The organism is Halioxenophilus aromaticivorans (assembly GCF_042850945.1).
Lineage (GTDB): Bacteria > Pseudomonadota > Gammaproteobacteria > Pseudomonadales > Cellvibrionaceae > Halioxenophilus > Halioxenophilus aromaticivorans.
Window position 1 is genome coordinate 2,207,392 of sequence record NZ_AP031496.1, and the last position, 17,149, is coordinate 2,224,540.

Below are 17,149 nucleotides of genomic sequence, written 5' to 3' on the forward strand. Positions count from 1 at the left end.
TTTATTATCAAAAATTTTCCCAATACAGTGACTAGTAGTACTTAGAAGTAGTCACTAGTAGTAGTCACTAGAAGTAGTTCTCCGCCCTTACTGAGAAATAACTGCGAACGTTAATGGCTTGGCAAACCGGTCCTCGGCCGGCGGCAAGTTCTCGGCTTGCCACGCGGCAACTTTTAAAGGGCACATTCTTGCCGCTGGCAAACTCTGGCCCATTTTGTGCTCTGTATATAAAAGAGCATAAGCAGTGGCGGTTTTCTGACGTTTTAATGTCTCCAGCATATAAGCGTCAAACAAATCTACCGCACTTTGCTTATAGATCCGCGTACCAATAACGCCAGGGTATCACAGAGGAATTTCCGGTGAACGTCAGTAACCGTCCAGACATTAACCAGCTACTGCTGAACATGCGCGACATCAAGTCCCAGGTACAGGCTCCCAGCCAGTCGCCTGCTGCTTTGGATGTGGCCGATGGGATTAGCCGCCCTGGTTTAAATGTTCAAGATACCACACCGGCGTTTGGCGAATTGTTTAACAAGGCCATAGATAACGTTAATGGCCTCCAGCAAAACGCATCTGCGTTATCGTCGGCCTACGCGCGCGGCGATGAATCGGTAGACATTACTGATGTAATGATCGCTTCTGAAAAATCCAGAGTGGGTTTTCAGGCTACAGTCCAGGTGCGCAATAAGGTGATTGAAGCCTACCAAGACATCATGAATATGCCCATATAACCGGTGGATCGACGTTAGATTATGGCAACAAGTGCGGCATTAGATGAGTCGGCAGCCGCGAGCGATACCAGCGAGCGCAAAACCGGCGGCAACAATTTAATCGACGGATTTAATAATTTAAATCTGATTCGTCAGGCTGGTTTAATGGTGGGCTTGGCCGCCAGTGTCGCCGTGGGATTTGCAGTAGTTTTGTGGACTCAAACCGAGGACTACCGCCCGCTGTACGGAAGTCTTGACCGGCTGGATTCATCCGAAGTTGCGCAGATTCTCGAATACAATGAAATTGAATTTAAAGTAGACCCTTCTACCAGCGCACTGTTGGTCGCTTCTGATCAACTGCACAAAGCGCGGTTAAAGCTGGCGGAAGCCGGCATTCCCGGCGAATCCTCCTCAGGCTTCGAATTACTGGATCAAGAGCAGCCCTTGGGAACCAGCCAATTTATGGAGGGCGCTCGTTACCAACGCAGCCTTGAAGGGGAACTGGCTCGCACCATTACCAGCATTAACAGTGTGCGATCTACCCGCGTGCACTTGGCCATTCCTAAGCAATCTGCGTTTGTACGCAACGCGCGCAAACCTTCGGCATCGGTGTTTTTAGAATTATTTCCTGGTCGTAATTTACAGCCAGAACAAGTTAAGGCCATTGCCAATTTAGTCGCCTCTAGTATCCCAGAATTAATGCTGGAAGATGTCACAGTGGTGGACCAAAAGGGCAACCTGTTGTCCACCGGTGATGAAATGCTGGCCTTGGCCGAAGCTGCCCGGCAACGTGATTTTACCCGCAAAATGGAAAGCGATTTAATTACTCGCATTAACAGTATTTTAAATCCAATCGTGGGCGACGGTAATTATCGCGCAGAAGTCAGCGCCGATGTGGACTTCACAGAAGTAGAACAGGCGGATGAAATCTATAACCCAGATTTGGGCGCTGTACGCAGTGAACAAACCTTAGATGAACAACGTATTGGTTCAGATACCGTAGCGGGCATTCCAGGAGCATTAACCAATCAACCTCCGGGCGCCGCTGCCGCGCCAGAAGAAGCTGCGCCAGAAGGCGAGGGTGGTGCTAACGCGCCGCCATCCAATACTCGTAAACAGGCCACGCGTAATTACGAGCTGGATCGCACGGTGAGTTACACCAAACATCAGATTGGCCGCCTACAGCGGTTGTCGGTGGCCGTGGTGGTGGATGATAAAAAGTCTGTTAACCCAGAAACCGGTGAGATTGTTCGCACGCCCTGGAGCGCGGAAGAGCTGGAACGCATTACCATTTTAGTGCGCGACAGTATCGGTTTTTCCGCGGCTCGGGGGGACAGCGTTAATATTTTAAACAGCGCGTTTACAGGTATCCGTGAAGTAGAGTCCTACGAAATCCCCATTTGGCAACAGCCTTGGTTCCAAAGCATTATTAAACAGTTGGTTGGCTTGTTAATTATCGTTGCCTTGCTGCTAGGCTTGTTGCGGCCGGTTCTAAAAAGCCTTGCCGCGGCTGGCGTGAAAGTGAAACAGGACGAGGAGGCACGTGAGCTGGCCGCATTGGAAGCCTCTGGCTTAGATGGTTTCGACGGCTTGTCCGATGATGCCGTTACCCTCAGCGGCGGCGACGCCCTGGCACTGCCAAGCCCCGAAGAAAGTTATGAACAACAGCTCAATGCCATACGCGGCATGATCGCCGAAGACGCCGGTCGGGTAGCGTTGGTAATCAAAGGTTGGATTAACGAAGATGGCTGACGATAACAACGCCAATGGGCAAGGCGGCCAAGCCGCTTCTACCCGGCCCAAATTGGAACAGGCCGCCATGCTGCTTATGTCCTTGGGGGAGGCCGACGCTGCAGAAATTTTAAAGCACTTGGGGCCGAAAGAGGTTCAGCGCTTAGGTACCGCTATGACCCAATTATCCAACGTACAACAAATGGAAGTTGAGGCGGTGTTGTCGGGCTTTTTAAACGAAGTTAGAACCCTCACCGGTCTGGGTATGGGTTCCGACAATTACATCCGTAATATGTTGGTTACCGCGTTGGGCGAAGACAAAGCCAATGGCCTTATCGACCGAATTCTGCTCGGTGGTAATACCACTGGTTTGGATACTTTAAAGTGGATGGAGGCGCGCAGTGTAGCCGATATTATCCGCAACGAGCACCCTCAAATCCAAGCCATTGTGATCGCATATCTCGACTCTGATCAATCCGCTGAAATTTTATCTTTCTTTCCGGATAAAGTGCGTTTAGAAATTATGATGCGGGTAGCCTCCTTAGATAGTGTGCAGCCAAGCGCCTTGCAGGAACTCAATAACATTCTAGAGAAACAATTCTCCGGCAGTGCTGGCTCGCAAACCAAAACCATGGGCGGTATTAAAGTCGCTGCAGAAATTGTTAACAGTTTGGACAGCAGTATTGCCAGCGACCTGTTGGAGTCCATCACCGACGTAGACGAAGATATGGGTACTCAGATTCAGGATTTGATGTTCGTCTTCGACAACCTGAAAGAAGTGGACGATCGCGGTATCCAGACGCTGTTGCGCGAAGTGTCCTCCGATATTCTCATCATTGCTTTGAAAGGTGCCGACGAAGATCTTCAAGAAAAAATCTTCAAAAACATGTCCAAACGCGCAGCCGAGCTGCTTAAAGACGATCTGGAAACCAAAGGTCCGGTCAAGCTATCCGAAGTGGAAGGCGCGCAGAAAGAAATCCTCGTTATTGCTCGCCGTATGGCCGATGCCGGAGAAATCAATCTCGGCGGCGGTGGCGAACAGATGCTTTAGCGTCTGTTAGTCACCATAGAGTTGATGTAGTTAGTCATCATGGCAGAGCCTACCTCATGGAAACCCTGGAATATTCCGTCGCTGGATGAGACGAACCAAAGCGGTGAGGCCAGAACCACCGCCGAAGGCGTTGAGCTGGATGAACACGAATCCATTGAGACCGTGGAGGACTGGGACGACGGTAGCCAAGCCGAAAGCGTAGAGGATGTGGAGGCCGAGGGTATTCACCTACCCAGCGCCGAAGAGCTGGAGCAGCTGCGTAAGTCGATTGAAGTAGAGGCTTACGCGGAGGGATTTGCCAAAGGTGAAGCCCACGGCCAAGAGAGCGGCCATAACAAAGCCTATCAAGAAACCAAAACCGCCATTGATCAACAAGTGCAATACTTGGCACAGTTGACCGCTGCCCTTACCAATCCCATAGAGGAGCAAGATACCGCTATTGAGCAGATTATTCTCAATAGCGTAGTCACCATCACTAAGGCCGTTATTGGCCAGGAATTGGAATCTCGGCCTGAACAGATATTGACAGTAGTTCAACAGGCCGTGGCGGCCCTTCCCGGGGGCGACAAGACGATCAAAATATTTTTGCACCCAGACGATATTCAGTTTGTAGAGCAGCACAGTGCCGAGCAAGAGCGCTGGCAGCTATGCTCCGATGCACAACTCAGTCGGGGAGGGTGTCGGCTGAAAACCGATGACAGCCAATTGAGCGCCACGGTTGAGGCTAGGATTGAGGCGGCTCTAGAACAATTTCGGGGTAAACAGCTAGCGGGTAGTGCGGAGGCATCACAGTCTTCGGACCAAACTCCGGTACTATTTCCGGAAACCCAATCGGACGATGCTAGCGTCAGCCAAGACGAAACCGCCGCAGCGACAGAAACCCGAGAGATGAAACAACCTGACTCGGCATCATCCCGAGCCGGTGATGCGCAAAGCGACAACTCAAGTGAGAACCCAACAGGGCCGGCCAGTGACTGATTTTATTCGTACTACTCCCTTGCAGCGGATGCAAAAGTACAACCCCACAAGAGCTCCGGTGATTGCGCCGGTGGCCGAAGGGCGCCTCGTGCGGGTGGTGGGCATGACCATCGAAGCCGTGGGTTTGCAGGCGTCGTTGGGCCAGCAGTGCGCCATTGTTTTGGATAACGGCAAGCGCCTGGAGGCGGAAGTGGTTGGCTTCGCTGACCAAAAAGTGTATTTGATGCCAATCCAAAACCTCGATGGCCTGCGGCAAGGCGCCAGGGTTGTACCACTGAATGAACAGATGGGCATGCGTGCCAGTGACGAATTGCTTGGCCGCATTATCAATGGCTTGGGCGAACCCTTGGATGGTCTACCGAAATGGGCCGGGGAAGATCGTGTTCAGTTTACACCGAATTTAATCAACCCCTTGAAACGGCATCCCATAGCCGAGCCGTTGGATGTCGGCGTACGTGCCATTAATGCGCTACTGACCATTGGCCGCGGTCAGCGGGTGGGCTTATTTGCCGGTAGTGGTGTGGGTAAAAGTGTACTGCTGGGTATGATGACACGTTTTACCGAAGCAGAAATCGTGGTGGTTGGTTTAATCGGTGAGCGAGGCCGAGAAGTAAAAGAATTTATAGATCATAACCTAGGGCCCGAGGGATTGGCGCGTTCGGTGGTAGTGGCTTCGCCGGCGGATGACCCACCACTGATGCGGCTGCGCGCTTCGCAATTGGCCACGCGCGTTGCCGAATATTACCGCGATCGTGGTAAGAACGTTCTTTTACTGATGGATTCCTTAACACGCTACGCCCAGGCGCAAAGAGAAATTGGGCTTGCCACCGGTGAGCCTCCCACCACCAAAGGCTATCCTCCCTCGGTGTTTTCCAAAATTCCGCAATTAGTAGAGCGCGCCGGTAATGGCGACAAGGGCGGCGGCTCAATTACCGCCATTTACACGGTTTTAACCGAGGGCGATGACCTTCAGGACCCCATTGCTGATGCCACCCGGGCTATTCTCGATGGCCATATCGTACTGTCGCGCAGGTTGGCAGAGGAGGGACAATACCCAGCGGTAGATATTGAAGCATCCATCAGCCGGGTAATGCCCGCGGTGGTGTCGGCGGAACAACTGCAACAAGCGCAGCGCTTTAAACAGTTATTGGCCAAGTATCGTCAAAGCAAAGATTTGATCAGTATTGGCGCCTATTCCCAAGGCGCGGATCCAGTAACCGATCAAGCCATAGCATTACAGGCGTCAATGAGGGATTTTGTGTGCCAGCCAATGACGCAACCCACCAACTTTACCGAAGCCACGGCGGCATTGGCGGGATTATTCGGCAGTGCCGGCGCCAACACTGCAGGGGCGGCTGCTAGGCCAGGTAAGCCCAGTCCCTTAAAAGCAGGGCGCTAGCAAACCAGACCAGCAAGCAAAAATTCCAGACTCAACTACACTTATTTTGGGGATACTGTGCATAGGTAGTCTGTGTTACGACATTGGCAAATGGGGTTTTAGATAACGTGAAACACGATCGAACGAAGAGTTTGCGTCTGGTATTGAATTTGGCGGAAAAGGCTGAATCCGATGCGGCCACCCAGCTGCAGCAGCAGCGATTACAGTTGCAATCGCAATCGGATCAACTGACACAAATTGCTAATTACAACCAAGAGTATTCCACTCAAATCAACCAATTGGGCTCCATCAACGTTGAGCAAATGATTGGCCAGCGCAACTTTATGTCTCAACTCAGCCAGATGATTCAAACCCAAAGCGAAACAGTGGACATCCTACGGCAACAAACCGAAAGGGCCCAGCAACAGTGGATGGTTCAATATCAGCGCAAGCAGAAGCTCGGCGAACTGATAGAGAAACTCGAGCGTGAAGAGAGCCAGTTAGAGCAGCAGCGCCTACAAAAAGAGCTGGATGAAATTTCGCGAACCATGATTGGGGGCGGCAGCGCGCTGCACTAGTCATTTTCTAATCTATCGTCAGTTAATTGCCGTAAACATCGACGAAACACAAAAAGGAGTGTGTCGTGCGAATCTTTGTTACCGGTGGTACCGGGCTAATCGGCCGTTACTGGATCTCCCAACGGCCCCAGGATCAATTTACTGTTCTCACTCGTCAAGCGGCACCGCATTCCATGCCGCCCAACATCGATTACGTCCACGATTTAAGCCAACTGAAATCCCTCAACGACTACGACTTAGTGCTGAACCTTGCCGGTGAACCCATCGTGGGTAAACGATGGAGCCCTCAACGTAAACAGGCCATTCGGTCTAGCCGCATAGACCTGACACAAAAGCTCGTTCGGCTGATTCAGCAATCCCAGCGAGGCCCGCAGCGCTTAATCAGTGGCTCGGCGGTTGGCATATATGGTGATACCGGCAGCATGGCTGTGAATGAATCTACGGCGATCATCGAGGGTGGCGATGACTTTGCCCAGGCGCTATGCCGAGACTGGGAATCCGAGGCCTTGTCCCTTGCCGATACCAGGACGGTGACGGTGCTGAGAACTGGGGTTGTGCTCAGCCGAGCCGGCGGAGCACTGCCGAAAATGCTGCCGGCGTTTCGCTTCGGCTTGGGCGGTAGGATCGGCCATGGTCAACAGATGATGTCTTGGATCCATATAGCCGATATGGCCGGAATTTTGAACAACATAGTCGACGGTGAGGGCATCAATGGGGTGGTTAATGTTACCGCTCCGAACCCGGTGACCAATGCGCAATTTACTCGCGCTCTGGCCAAGGCGTGTAAACGCCCGGCGATTTTACCGGTACCGCAATGGGTACTCAAATTGGGGTTGGGGCAAGCGAGTCAATTATTGCTAGATAGTCAATACGTCTTGCCCGATCGGTTAGTTGAGCAAGAATTCCAGTTTCAGTATCCGACAATTGAGTCTGCATTTTCAGACTTAATTTGATCGTTCGTCCAACCACTAATATTAGAAATAATTATCTTTATCGCCCCATTTAAAATCTCTAATGGCAATTTGCATGAAAACAAAGGTAGAATCGCGCACTTATTTGATAGCCGGCAATATCGAGCGTAAAGACTCTAACAATAAAATATTGAACCGGTTCCTGAGGGTTTAGGCGTTAACCGTTGGGCAGAAAGCACTGGCAAATACCAATGCACAGCCCAACAATAAAGACAGCAAATAAGTTTTGGATTAGGGGCCCTAAGCGCAAGCCTTAGGTCTCTGCACCAGTTACGGGATATGTAACTGGTCACAGGAGTAGTTATGGCAGTTTCTGCAAAGATAGACGTCCCCGATCAATCGTTGGTTATTAGCATTATCGGTCGTTTTGATTTCAGCTCACACAATGATTTTCGTTCAGCCTATGAGTCGCTAGACCCTTTACCTGGCAATATCAGAATCGATATGAAACAAGCATCGTTTATCGACAGCTCAGCACTTGGCATGCTGCTGATATTACGGGATTTCGCCGGTGGTAACGACGCTAATATCGCCATTACCCATTGTAACGACGAAGTGCGTAGCATTTTGGAAGTGGCCAATTTTGACGATCTATTCACCATCAGCTAATTGCCCATCACAACGGTGGTCTTTTTCACAAGCCCTAGCGCTATTCTAGCGTTGGGGCGTACCAGCAATATAGAGCGCCTCTCGGCGACTTTCCTCAGATTTAAAACCCTGTGTCTGTACCGCGCATTGGCAACTGTCCAATTTGTAGTGCTTATTCGTTATTTCTTATGCGGCGATCCCCGGAAACCGTCCCGGCCGTAGCTTACTTCAGAAGTCCCCGCTCATTGTATTGCGCAGCCACTGCTCTGGCCTCATAAAGCTGCTAAGCTTGGCGCCAATCAAGGTAGAGTGAAATTATGTTAAAAGTACTGATCGCAGACGACAGCGAAACCGATCGTTTCTTGGTGTGTAAACTACTCAAGCATTTGGGCTATGCCTGTGAGTCGGTCAGTAATGGAGCTGAAGTGCTTGAACTGTTTGATAAGTATCGACCGGATATTTTACTGCTAGACGTGCTAATGCCCAAAATGGATGGGCTGAAGCTTGCCGGTGCGGTAAAGAAACTTGCCGGCGAGGATTTTATTCCTATTTTATTCCTCACCGGTTTACATGAAGTCGAGTTTATTGAGCGTTGCCTGGATAGCGGCGGCGACGATTTCATTACCAAGCCGGTTAACCCGCGTATTTTAAAAGCAAAGATGTCTGCCTTTGGTCGCATGCGTACCATGCAAAATAGCTTGTTGCAGCACCGCAACCAGCTCAGAAAGCATCATCAGCAATTACTGGAAGAACAGTCGGTAGCCAAGCACGTATACGATGCCATCACCGGTGGTGGCAGCTTAGATTGCGGTACCATTCGGCATCATATGTCGTCGCTGGCGGTATTTAATGGAGATGTTCTTTTAGCAAGCATCCGGCCAAACGGCAATTTGATGTTGCTATTGGGGGATTTTACCGGCCACGGTTTACCCGCAGCTCTAGGTTCAATGCCGCTGGCGTCATCGTTTTATAATATGGTAGCAACCGGTTTTTCGTTGCCTGATATCCTGCGCGAACTGAACCAAAAGATGTCTAGTCTTTTGCCGCGGGGCTTTTTTTGTTGCGCTATTGTGGCAGAGCTGGATTTTATCCGGTACAAGCTTAGCGTGTGGAATGGTGGCCTGCCTACGGGCTATTTTTTTCAACAAGAGGACGACGATTACATTCCATTACCCTCCACGCATTTACCCTTGGGCGTTGAGACCGGAGAGCGTTTTTCAGATGAGTGCCAGGTTTTGGATTTTAATGAAGAAGATCGCCTCTTGATTTGGACGGACGGTATCTATGATGTTAGAAACAGTAAGGACGAGCGCATAGGCCCAGATGCCATCGATCATATTGTTGCTCAGCATGATGCCAGTAAAATAGACGAGTTATTCGATACTATTTTAATGGCGGTTGAAAATCACATGGGCGGAGACAGCACTACCGACGATCTATCCTTGGTTGAGGTGCTTACCAAAGCCCCGGAGGCCGATGTAGATGCTATTCAGCAGCCAAGTTCTCACAGCGGGCCCCTCGCTTGGCAATTTGAGTTCGAAATTAAACCTCCGACCTTTCACTCATTGGATCCCATTCCCGTACTGATGACATTTCTGTCCCAGGTACCGGGATTGGGAACCAAGGCAACCTCCTTATTTACCGTGCTGTCTGAGCTCTACAATAACGCCCTGGACCACGGACTACTGGGCTTATCATCGTTTGATAAACGCAACAGTGAAGGTTTTAGTAATTATTATCACGAGCGAGAGCGGCGCCTAAAGAACTTAACCGACGGCTACGTACGTTTTACATTGCGTCTCACCACGGGGCAGCACGCCGGGCGACTGGAGGTTAGCGTGGAAGACAGTGGACCAGGGTTCGACTATCAGCTACACAAACAAGGAGTTAATAACCTATTACACGGCCGGGGTATTGATATGGTTAGACAGTTTAGTCAGTCTTTGTCCTACGAAGGGCGAGGTAATATCGCCAAGGCGATTTATGTGTGGTCGCTTAGCGGGTAATTGTTTTTATTTAGAGAAGGGGTGGGGGCCTGCTCTTACTCCAGTGAGAGAGTCGTTTTTGGGTTGCGCTAGTGGCCTGTTGTGCTGCAGTGCACTATTCGATCATCCAATACAAGTAAAATAAGTTTTACGAAAAGCCGGCCTTGGCTACTTGCTGATCTACTATGAATGGTTATTATTTGCCGGCAGATTAATAGCTGTAACCTGGAATAAAACCCCTCAAATTGGCAGCCGACTGGCGGCGCCAGTGATATCGCGGTTCAATTCTCAAGCTCAGCCTAATGTGGTTTGAAGTTAGATTTTTGAACTATCATTATTTTTCGATGCAGCGAACCTGGACGGAGAAAATAATGGCGCTCTATGTCGTAACGCATTAGTCTGTTAAAAACTGGTTTGTAGTTGCGCCTTTTATGGCGTTTATAGCCTTGCAAGTTAGACGGCGTTATTTTTAGAAGGTCGAAAGAACAAGCATGGAAAACAAAAGTTATCAGTATTTTGATGCCACAGTAATGGACACATTGCACATGATTATGGGCAATGAAATGGTAGAGCTTTTCACGGTATACGCCAAAGATTCGAAAATACGGCTTCAGGATTTAGAGTCACTGGTTTACAGCTATGCGCCCGCGCAAGATATTCGTATGGCAGCGCACAGTCTAAAGGGCAGTAGTGCTAATGTGGGCGCCAAACCCATGGCCGAATTATGCTTTCAGCTAGAGACGCTGGCTCAGGAAGAGTCTTTGGACAAGGCATCGGTGTTGCTGACCGATATAAAAAATTTGTACAGCCTAATGCAGGTTGAATTGAACGACATAATCACTCGCCACTAAATCGCTTACCGCCAAATTATTCCCCGCTAGGCGCGGCCGGGCCACTGCGTCCGGCCTTTTCGTTGCCGGGTTTTTACGTCACCCGGTCTTTACTGCGCCCTGACTTTACGTTAGGTCACAAGCGTCTAAAAACCCTCCGTAAATATTGCCTCAAGTGCTTCGCCTCAATGGCACTACCTTTGCAAAACTAAACCTCGAAGCAGTATCGCACTGCGCTAGGTTCGGGGGAGCCCAGGTAACCCCTTACTGTACGTGCGCTTTCATCGCTTGGGTGGCCGGTTGTTGCCACCTTGCAAGCGGCAAACGGCAATGAATTTCCGGTAATGAATATGACCTCTGGAATACCGCTATTGAATCTGTCGTCGACGACGACACTAAGGGGCATGACTGGCCAACAGGGTACGGTCAACTTGTCTCCCGCAACGAAGGTAACTTCGCCGCAAACCAGTAACTCGGTTACTCAGCAAGACTTTGCTAAGTTGATGAGCGGCCAGCAGCAAACGCATTCATCGAGCTCAAACCTAGACAGTGGTAAAGAAAGTCTGATCGGCCTGTCTGCAAGGCAAGAAATATTCGGCGCCAATGTGCACGCCAGTTCGTTCCGTGCCGAGCCAACACTGCACGAGTTAATGAGTGCCCAGGGCACTGCCATCGCAAACGACGGTGCCCAGCGAGGGTGGGCTGTACCCATTCCGCAAGACCCCTTAAGCCAAGGCCTTGCGCAATTGTCCGAAGAGCTTAGCTTGGCACAAACCGCGAATCAGCAGGTGACGAATCAGCAGATAGCTAATCAACAGGTAGTCGGGGAGCAAGAAGACATTGCGCCCCGTATGCTGCCCAGCGATTCACAGCAATTACCAGCCGAGCCCAAGATCATCGATAAATTTCCCTATCAATTGATTACCGGGCAGCCGCTTACTGTGACTGAGCCTGCTCCGTCCGGGGTGGATGAAGTCAGCAACATCGATGGCCCCGTGCTGAGTGAATCTGACTGGGTGAGTGAGGCCTCCGAAGACGGTGGCGAATTGGCCGCATTGGATACTGAGGTTGTGCGGCTGATGACCGCCGCTGAGAGCATTGAAGTAGATACTCTGGATACCAGCAGTCAGCCTTTGATGACAGAAACGCCGGTGCTCGCAGAGCAGCAACCTCCGATGGCGGAGCCCGTAGACATTGCCCCCAGGGCGCTGGCGGACGAAATAGCTGAGGCGTACCGCCCACTGGATGACAGCAGCCAAACCTACAGTTGGGGCATGGACACACTCAATGCTCGCATTGAGTCTACCTCCACTCCCAACACCGTTTCGACTGAGCCCCTTATGGCAGACGATATCGACTTAGAGGATTTGGCTCAGCTACGGTCTGATTCCCTAAAGCAGCCAGTGGCTAATGTTTCGTCAGATACCTCATCCCCAGTGGATATTGAAGCAATTTTAGCGTCAGAATCTGCCGCAGATCTGCAATTGCAAAAGGCTCGAGGTACGCAAAGCGCTGCGGATCAACAAAACCTGTCAGTAACCGCGCTGTCTCAAGCGTTGGAACCCAGCCCTGAGCAGTCGGCGGCGCAATCCACACAACAACCCGTAACCAACGTGATGCCGGCGGCAAGAAACCTGCGCGCTGGTGAGCCAGAAAAAATCACCTCGGCCAATCTCAATAGTACTTGGCAGGTAACCACCAGTGCCGACGAAATAACGGAGCCAGCGCTGGATGACGCTGGTTTGGGCCGGGAAAGCACCGTGTCAAAAGCGGATTCCAATAATGCGGCAAAGGGCTTGGCTGAACTCACCGCCGCCTTGGGTGATCACACTGCCAGCCAGGAAGAAGCCGAGATGTTGGACGACGGCATGGCTAGCTTTGAGGATGCCTTGGAAGGGATACTGTCTAAGAACGCGCTAAAACTGTTGCAGTCTGGCTCTTCGGTAACGTCCATGGCAAACGCCTTGGCCAATCTTGAAAGCAAACTGCCTACTAACCCTTTGGCTCAACTGGCCATTCCTCAATCGGTTAGCTCTGCGTCGTGGGGCAGTGAAGTGACGGATAAAGTTATGTGGATGGCTTCCCAGGGCGTTACCGAAGCTGAAATTCAGTTGGACCCGCCGGAGCTAGGGCCGTTGCAAGCCCGGGTAGTGGTGCAGCAGGATCAGGCGCAAGTGGTGTTTACCAGCCACTCTGCCCAGGTTCGGGAAGCCTTAGACCAACAGGCCACCAGGCTGCGAGAAATGTTTGCCAACGAGGGCTTAGAGCTCACTGACGTAGGCGTATCGGATCAGCAAGCTCAAGACAGCAAAGACAGCCAGCACGGTGGCGAGCGGGGCAGCGCAGCCCAACCAGCGCTTGCTGGTAATACCGAGCCGGGTGCCGTAGCTGAGGCGCAAAACAGTACGCCCGTGGTAATGAGTCAATATCTTGTCGATCAGTACGTGTGAATAAACCCGCAGAATAACCCCCTCTGGCCGCCGCGGCGGCCAATTTTTCCTCCCCACCTCTGCGCTAATGCCGGCTTTTAAACCCATTTGGTTTTTTAGTCGCCAGGTTGCACAAAATTTCCTCCGTAAAAATTCTTTAAACCACGAAAAAAACCTGTGGCATAGCTATTGCTCAATGTGGGTACACGATAAGTTTTGGCTAAAAGCGACGAGTTTTTGACATGGCAGATGAAGAAGAGCAAGAAGAGTCCGGTGGCGGCGGTAAGAAAAAACTGTTGCTGATGATTATTGGCGGCTTGCTGTTGGTGTTAATTTCCATTGGCGGCACGGTAGCGGTGTTGACCTTGTTTAAAGAAGAGCCGGCCGCAGAGGAAGGTGAAGAGGGCGCCGAAGCCGAGGAAGAACCCGCCGAGGAAGTGAAACTACCGGCGTTGTATTTTGCCGTTAAGCCACCGCTTTTGTTGACCTACAACGACCGTGGTCGCCAGCGATATGCACAGGTGGAAATGACACTGATGGCGCGTTCCGAGGCTGTGATCACAGAAGTAGAGCTACACACGTCGCGCATTCGCAATGATTTAATTTTGGCGTTCAGTGCGTTGGAATTTCACGAGGTACAAACCCCAGAGGGTAAAGAGCTGATGCGACAACAAGCACTGCAAACAGTACAGCGCATTCTAACCGAAGAAATGGGTGAACCCGGCGTTGAGCAAGTGTTGTTTACCAATTTAGTCATGCAGTAGGTTGCCGAGGGTAGAGCGGTGCAGGATCTATTATCCCAGGACGAAATTGATGCCCTCCTTCATGGTGTCGACGACGGTGATATTGAAGTTGAGTCGGATGAGGAATCCGGCTCGGCGAAGAATTATGACCTAACCAGTCAGGATCGTATTGTCCGAGGTCGCATGCCGACTTTGGAAATGATCAACGAACGATTCGCCCGTTACACCCGCATTAGTATGTTTAATTTGTTACGCCGCACGGCGGATGTATCCGTAGGCGGGGTGCAAATTCAAAAATTTGGAGAATACGTACACACCCTTTACGTACCCACCAGCTTAAACATGGTTAAGTTCCGGCCTTTGCGCGGCACCTCCTTGGTTATTCTGGATGCTAAGTTGGTGTTTAAACTGGTGGACAATTTTTTTGGCGGCGATGGTCGTCACGCAAAAATTGAAGGTAGGGAATTTACCCCCACCGAATTACGCGTTGTGCAAATGGTGCTAGACCAAGCGTTTATTGACTTAAAAGAAGCTTGGAAAGCGGTATTGCCGTTGGATTTTGAATTTATCAATTCGGAAGTTAACCCCTCCATGGCTAACATTGTTAGCCCCAGTGAAGTGGTGGTGGTGAGCACGTTTCATGTGGAATTGGACGGCGGTGGTGGCGAAATGCACATCACAATTCCGTATTCCACCATCGAACCCATCCGAGAAATGCTCGATGCCGGTTTGCAAAGTGACAGCGACGAAAGCGACGATCGCTGGCCCTCCGCTCTGCGCGAGGACGTGATGGATGCCACCGTCGATTTGGAATGCGAAATTGCCACGGCAGAAATCACCTTGCGGGATTTAATGAAGATGCGTACTGGCGATGTTGTACCCATTGAGATGCCACCATACCACGTAGTTACCGCTAACGATGTGCCCATGTTTCGGTCCATGTTAGGCCAGCATGACGGTAATCTAGCATTGAGAATCTTAGAGTTTATTGAACGGCCAAAACATCAGGAAAAAAACCAGATAATGCAATTGGTCTCAATGAAAAAGAATGCAGAAAAAGCAGACAGTGGTGAAGTAGATGAGTGAAGATGAAATCCCCGGCGAAGGTAGCCAATCCGAAGAAGACGTAGATCAAGGTGCGATGGCCGATGAGTGGGCTGCGGCCATGGCAGAGCAAGAGGACACCGATGGCGCCAGCGAAGCTGAAGACATCAACACCATGGATTTGGACGAATTCAGCCAACCTGCCGTAGCGAATAATACCGGTAACCCGGATATTGACGTCATCCTGGACATCCCGGTCACCATTTCCATGCAAGTGGGCAGTACCGGTATCAGTATTCGTAACCTATTGCAGCTTAATCAAGGGTCTGTCATAGAGCTGGACCGCTTGGCCGGAGAGCCGTTGGATGTTTTGGTTAACGGAACATTGATCGCCCACGGCGAGGTGGTCGTGGTGAATGAAAAGTTCGGTATACGAATGACCGACGTAATCAGCCCAAGCGAACGCATTAAAAAACTAAAGTAAACACAGAATAGTGTTGCCAAACAGTCAATGAAATCGATAACCCGTTATTACACACAGTGGCGCAGGCATGGGCTGGCCGTGATTAGCCGAGCCCTTTTGCTGGTAGCCTGCACGGCGGTGCTACCCAGTGCCTGGGCAGAAACCGACATCAATGATATTTCCAGCAGGCAATATCTGCTGCAGGTTGTGTTGGGGTTAGGTTTTATTGTGCTGCTTATTTTCGTACTTTCCTGGGGCGTGAAATGGGTAAACCGTTTTTCCGGTGGCCCTAATCATCAGCACGTGAAGGTGCTGAGCCAAACCCCCTTAGGCATCAAAGAAAAAATCGTTATCGTCGAGGTCGCCAATAAGAAACTGTTGTTGGGCCTAACGGCCAATAATATTTCGCTTTTGCACAGCTTTGCCGAGGGCGAGTTCGAACAAGCTGAGCAGGTCTCTGCAGAGCAGCAAGTGTTGCAAAAACAAGCGGGTAAACCCTTGGCAGCCCAGAATTTTAGCCAGCTGTTTGAGAAAATCCGCGGTCGACACCATGACTAGATTTCTCACCACGTTTGTCTCCACCATTCTAGGCCCTTTGGTGGCCGTACTTTTGTTGATGACCGCAGTGCCCGTGTTCGCGCAAGAGGACGATCAATCCGAGCCTGGCGCCGTAGCAAAAGCAGAAAATTTCTTAGAGCTGAGTGAAACCGGCGGCCTGTCGGCCCTCAAGGTAACCACCAATCCGGATGGCAGCCAGGAATACACGGTAACCTTACAAGTTTTAGCCATTATGACGGCGCTGACATTCCTGCCAGCCATCGTTATGATGATGACTTCTTTCACGCGCATTATTATTGTATTCGCGATTTTGCGCCAAGCTCTAGGCTTGCAGCAGTCACCCTCCAGCCAAATTCTTATCGGTTTATCGCTGTTTTTAACCTTGTTTATTATGTCGCCGGTGCTGCAGCAAATAAATCAACAAGCCATATCCCCTTATATAGAAGAGCAAATCAACGGCCAGCAGGCGTTGGCGCTTGCCGCCAAACCCATGCATGAATTTATGCTGGGGCAAACCCGTGAATCCGATATTAAACTGTTTATGGACATTGGCAATTATCAGGCGGTTAACGCGCCGGAGGATGTGCCATTTGTGGTTCTAATTCCCGCCTTTGTAACCAGCGAGCTTAAAACGGCATTTCAAATCGGCTTTGTGCTTTTTATTCCGTTCTTGGTGATTGATATTGTTGTGTCCTCGGTATTGATGGCCATGGGTATGATGATGCTATCGCCGCTGATTATTTCCTTGCCTTTCAAAATCATGCTGTTTGTGTTGGTTGATGGTTGGGCGTTGGTTATTGGCAGTTTGGCCGCGAGCTTTAATGTGTAGGAGCTAAGCATGACCCCAGAAGTAGTGATGGATCTGTTTGCCAATGCCTTTTTACTCACCGTGTTAATTGTGTCGGTGATTGTTGGCCCAAGCCTGGTGGTGGGGTTGATTGTCAGTACGTTTCAGGCCGCCACACAAATTAACGAGCAAACCTTAAGCTTTTTACCCCGGCTTATTATCACACTGGCCACCATAATGGTCACCGGCGGTTGGTTAATCACCAAACTTACCGATTTATTCACTCGGTTGATCACCAATATTCCCAATATTATTGGCTAGGCGG

The 17,149-nt window shown here is 50.5% G+C and carries 17 protein-coding genes; all 17 read left to right on the forward strand.

Annotated elements, in window-relative coordinates; translation table 11 throughout:
* Positions 1–359: 359 nt before the first annotated feature.
* The 17 genes from fliE (at position 360) to fliQ (ending at position 17,145) form a co-directional block, all read left to right on the forward strand.
* Positions 360–731 carry a flagellar hook-basal body complex protein FliE gene (gene fliE, locus ACGHM3_RS09580; RefSeq protein ID WP_345418864.1) on the forward strand — a complete coding sequence of 124 codons (372 nt, stop codon included), beginning with the start codon at positions 360–362 and terminating at the stop codon, positions 729–731.
* A gap of 21 nt (positions 732–752) precedes the next feature.
* On the forward strand, positions 753–2,462 hold the full coding sequence (gene fliF / locus ACGHM3_RS09585) for a flagellar basal-body MS-ring/collar protein FliF (RefSeq protein ID WP_345418867.1): 1,710 nt from the start codon (positions 753–755) through the stop codon (positions 2,460–2,462).
* Positions 2,455–3,492 (forward strand): flagellar motor switch protein FliG, encoded by a 1,038-nt coding sequence (fliG, locus tag ACGHM3_RS09590; RefSeq protein ID WP_345418870.1) that lies wholly within the window; start codon positions 2,455–2,457, stop codon positions 3,490–3,492. Before fliF ends, fliG begins: the two co-directional genes overlap by 8 nt.
* Positions 3,493–3,531: 39 nt before the next feature.
* Positions 3,532–4,470 carry a flagellar assembly protein FliH gene (locus ACGHM3_RS09595; protein ID WP_345418873.1) on the forward strand — a complete coding sequence of 313 codons (939 nt, stop codon included), beginning with the start codon at positions 3,532–3,534 and terminating at the stop codon, positions 4,468–4,470.
* Positions 4,471–4,498: 28 nt separating this feature from the next.
* On the forward strand, positions 4,499–5,869 hold the full coding sequence (gene fliI / locus ACGHM3_RS09600; protein WP_345419145.1) for a flagellar protein export ATPase FliI: 1,371 nt from the start codon (positions 4,499–4,501) through the stop codon (positions 5,867–5,869).
* Positions 5,870–5,976: 107 nt separating this feature from the next.
* Entirely contained in the window at positions 5,977–6,426 is a 450-nt protein-coding gene (gene fliJ / locus ACGHM3_RS09605; protein WP_345418876.1) for a flagellar export protein FliJ, read from the forward strand.
* A gap of 65 nt (positions 6,427–6,491) precedes the next feature.
* Entirely contained in the window at positions 6,492–7,379 is an 888-nt protein-coding gene (locus tag ACGHM3_RS09610; protein WP_345418880.1) for a TIGR01777 family oxidoreductase, read from the forward strand.
* A gap of 321 nt (positions 7,380–7,700) precedes the next feature.
* Positions 7,701–8,006 carry an STAS domain-containing protein gene (locus ACGHM3_RS09615; RefSeq protein WP_345418883.1) on the forward strand — a complete coding sequence of 102 codons (306 nt, stop codon included), beginning with the start codon at positions 7,701–7,703 and terminating at the stop codon, positions 8,004–8,006.
* 296 nt (positions 8,007–8,302) lie between these two features.
* Entirely contained in the window at positions 8,303–9,991 is a 1,689-nt protein-coding gene (locus ACGHM3_RS09620) for a fused response regulator/phosphatase (RefSeq protein ID WP_345418886.1), read from the forward strand.
* A gap of 470 nt (positions 9,992–10,461) precedes the next feature.
* Complete coding sequence (locus tag ACGHM3_RS09625; protein WP_345418891.1) at positions 10,462–10,821, forward strand: Hpt domain-containing protein; 360 nt, start codon at positions 10,462–10,464, stop codon at positions 10,819–10,821.
* A 323-nt stretch (positions 10,822–11,144) separates the two neighbouring features.
* Positions 11,145–13,250 carry a flagellar hook-length control protein FliK gene (locus tag ACGHM3_RS09630; RefSeq protein ID WP_390518015.1) on the forward strand — a complete coding sequence of 702 codons (2,106 nt, stop codon included), beginning with the start codon at positions 11,145–11,147 and terminating at the stop codon, positions 13,248–13,250.
* A 221-nt stretch (positions 13,251–13,471) separates the two neighbouring features.
* On the forward strand, positions 13,472–13,993 hold the full coding sequence (locus ACGHM3_RS09635) for a flagellar basal body-associated FliL family protein (protein WP_345418897.1): 522 nt from the start codon (positions 13,472–13,474) through the stop codon (positions 13,991–13,993).
* Positions 13,994–14,011: 18 nt separating this feature from the next.
* The gene (gene fliM, locus ACGHM3_RS09640) at positions 14,012–15,058 is read left to right on the forward strand and encodes a flagellar motor switch protein FliM (protein ID WP_345418901.1); all 1,047 of its coding nucleotides are present in this window, start codon (positions 14,012–14,014) and stop codon (positions 15,056–15,058) included.
* Positions 15,051–15,500, forward strand: a complete 450-nt coding sequence (gene fliN, locus ACGHM3_RS09645; protein WP_345418904.1) for a flagellar motor switch protein FliN — start codon at positions 15,051–15,053, stop codon at positions 15,498–15,500. Before fliM ends, fliN begins: the two co-directional genes overlap by 8 nt.
* Positions 15,501–15,527: 27 nt before the next feature.
* The gene (gene fliO, locus ACGHM3_RS09650) at positions 15,528–16,037 is read left to right on the forward strand and encodes a flagellar biosynthetic protein FliO (RefSeq protein WP_345418908.1); all 510 of its coding nucleotides are present in this window, start codon (positions 15,528–15,530) and stop codon (positions 16,035–16,037) included.
* Positions 16,030–16,866 carry a flagellar type III secretion system pore protein FliP gene (gene fliP, locus ACGHM3_RS09655; protein WP_345418911.1) on the forward strand — a complete coding sequence of 279 codons (837 nt, stop codon included), beginning with the start codon at positions 16,030–16,032 and terminating at the stop codon, positions 16,864–16,866. The genes fliO and fliP overlap by 8 nt, the downstream gene beginning before the upstream one ends.
* Positions 16,867–16,875: 9 nt before the next feature.
* Positions 16,876–17,145 (forward strand): flagellar biosynthesis protein FliQ, encoded by a 270-nt coding sequence (gene fliQ, locus ACGHM3_RS09660; protein ID WP_345418914.1) that lies wholly within the window; start codon positions 16,876–16,878, stop codon positions 17,143–17,145.
* Positions 17,146–17,149 lie beyond the last annotated feature (4 nt).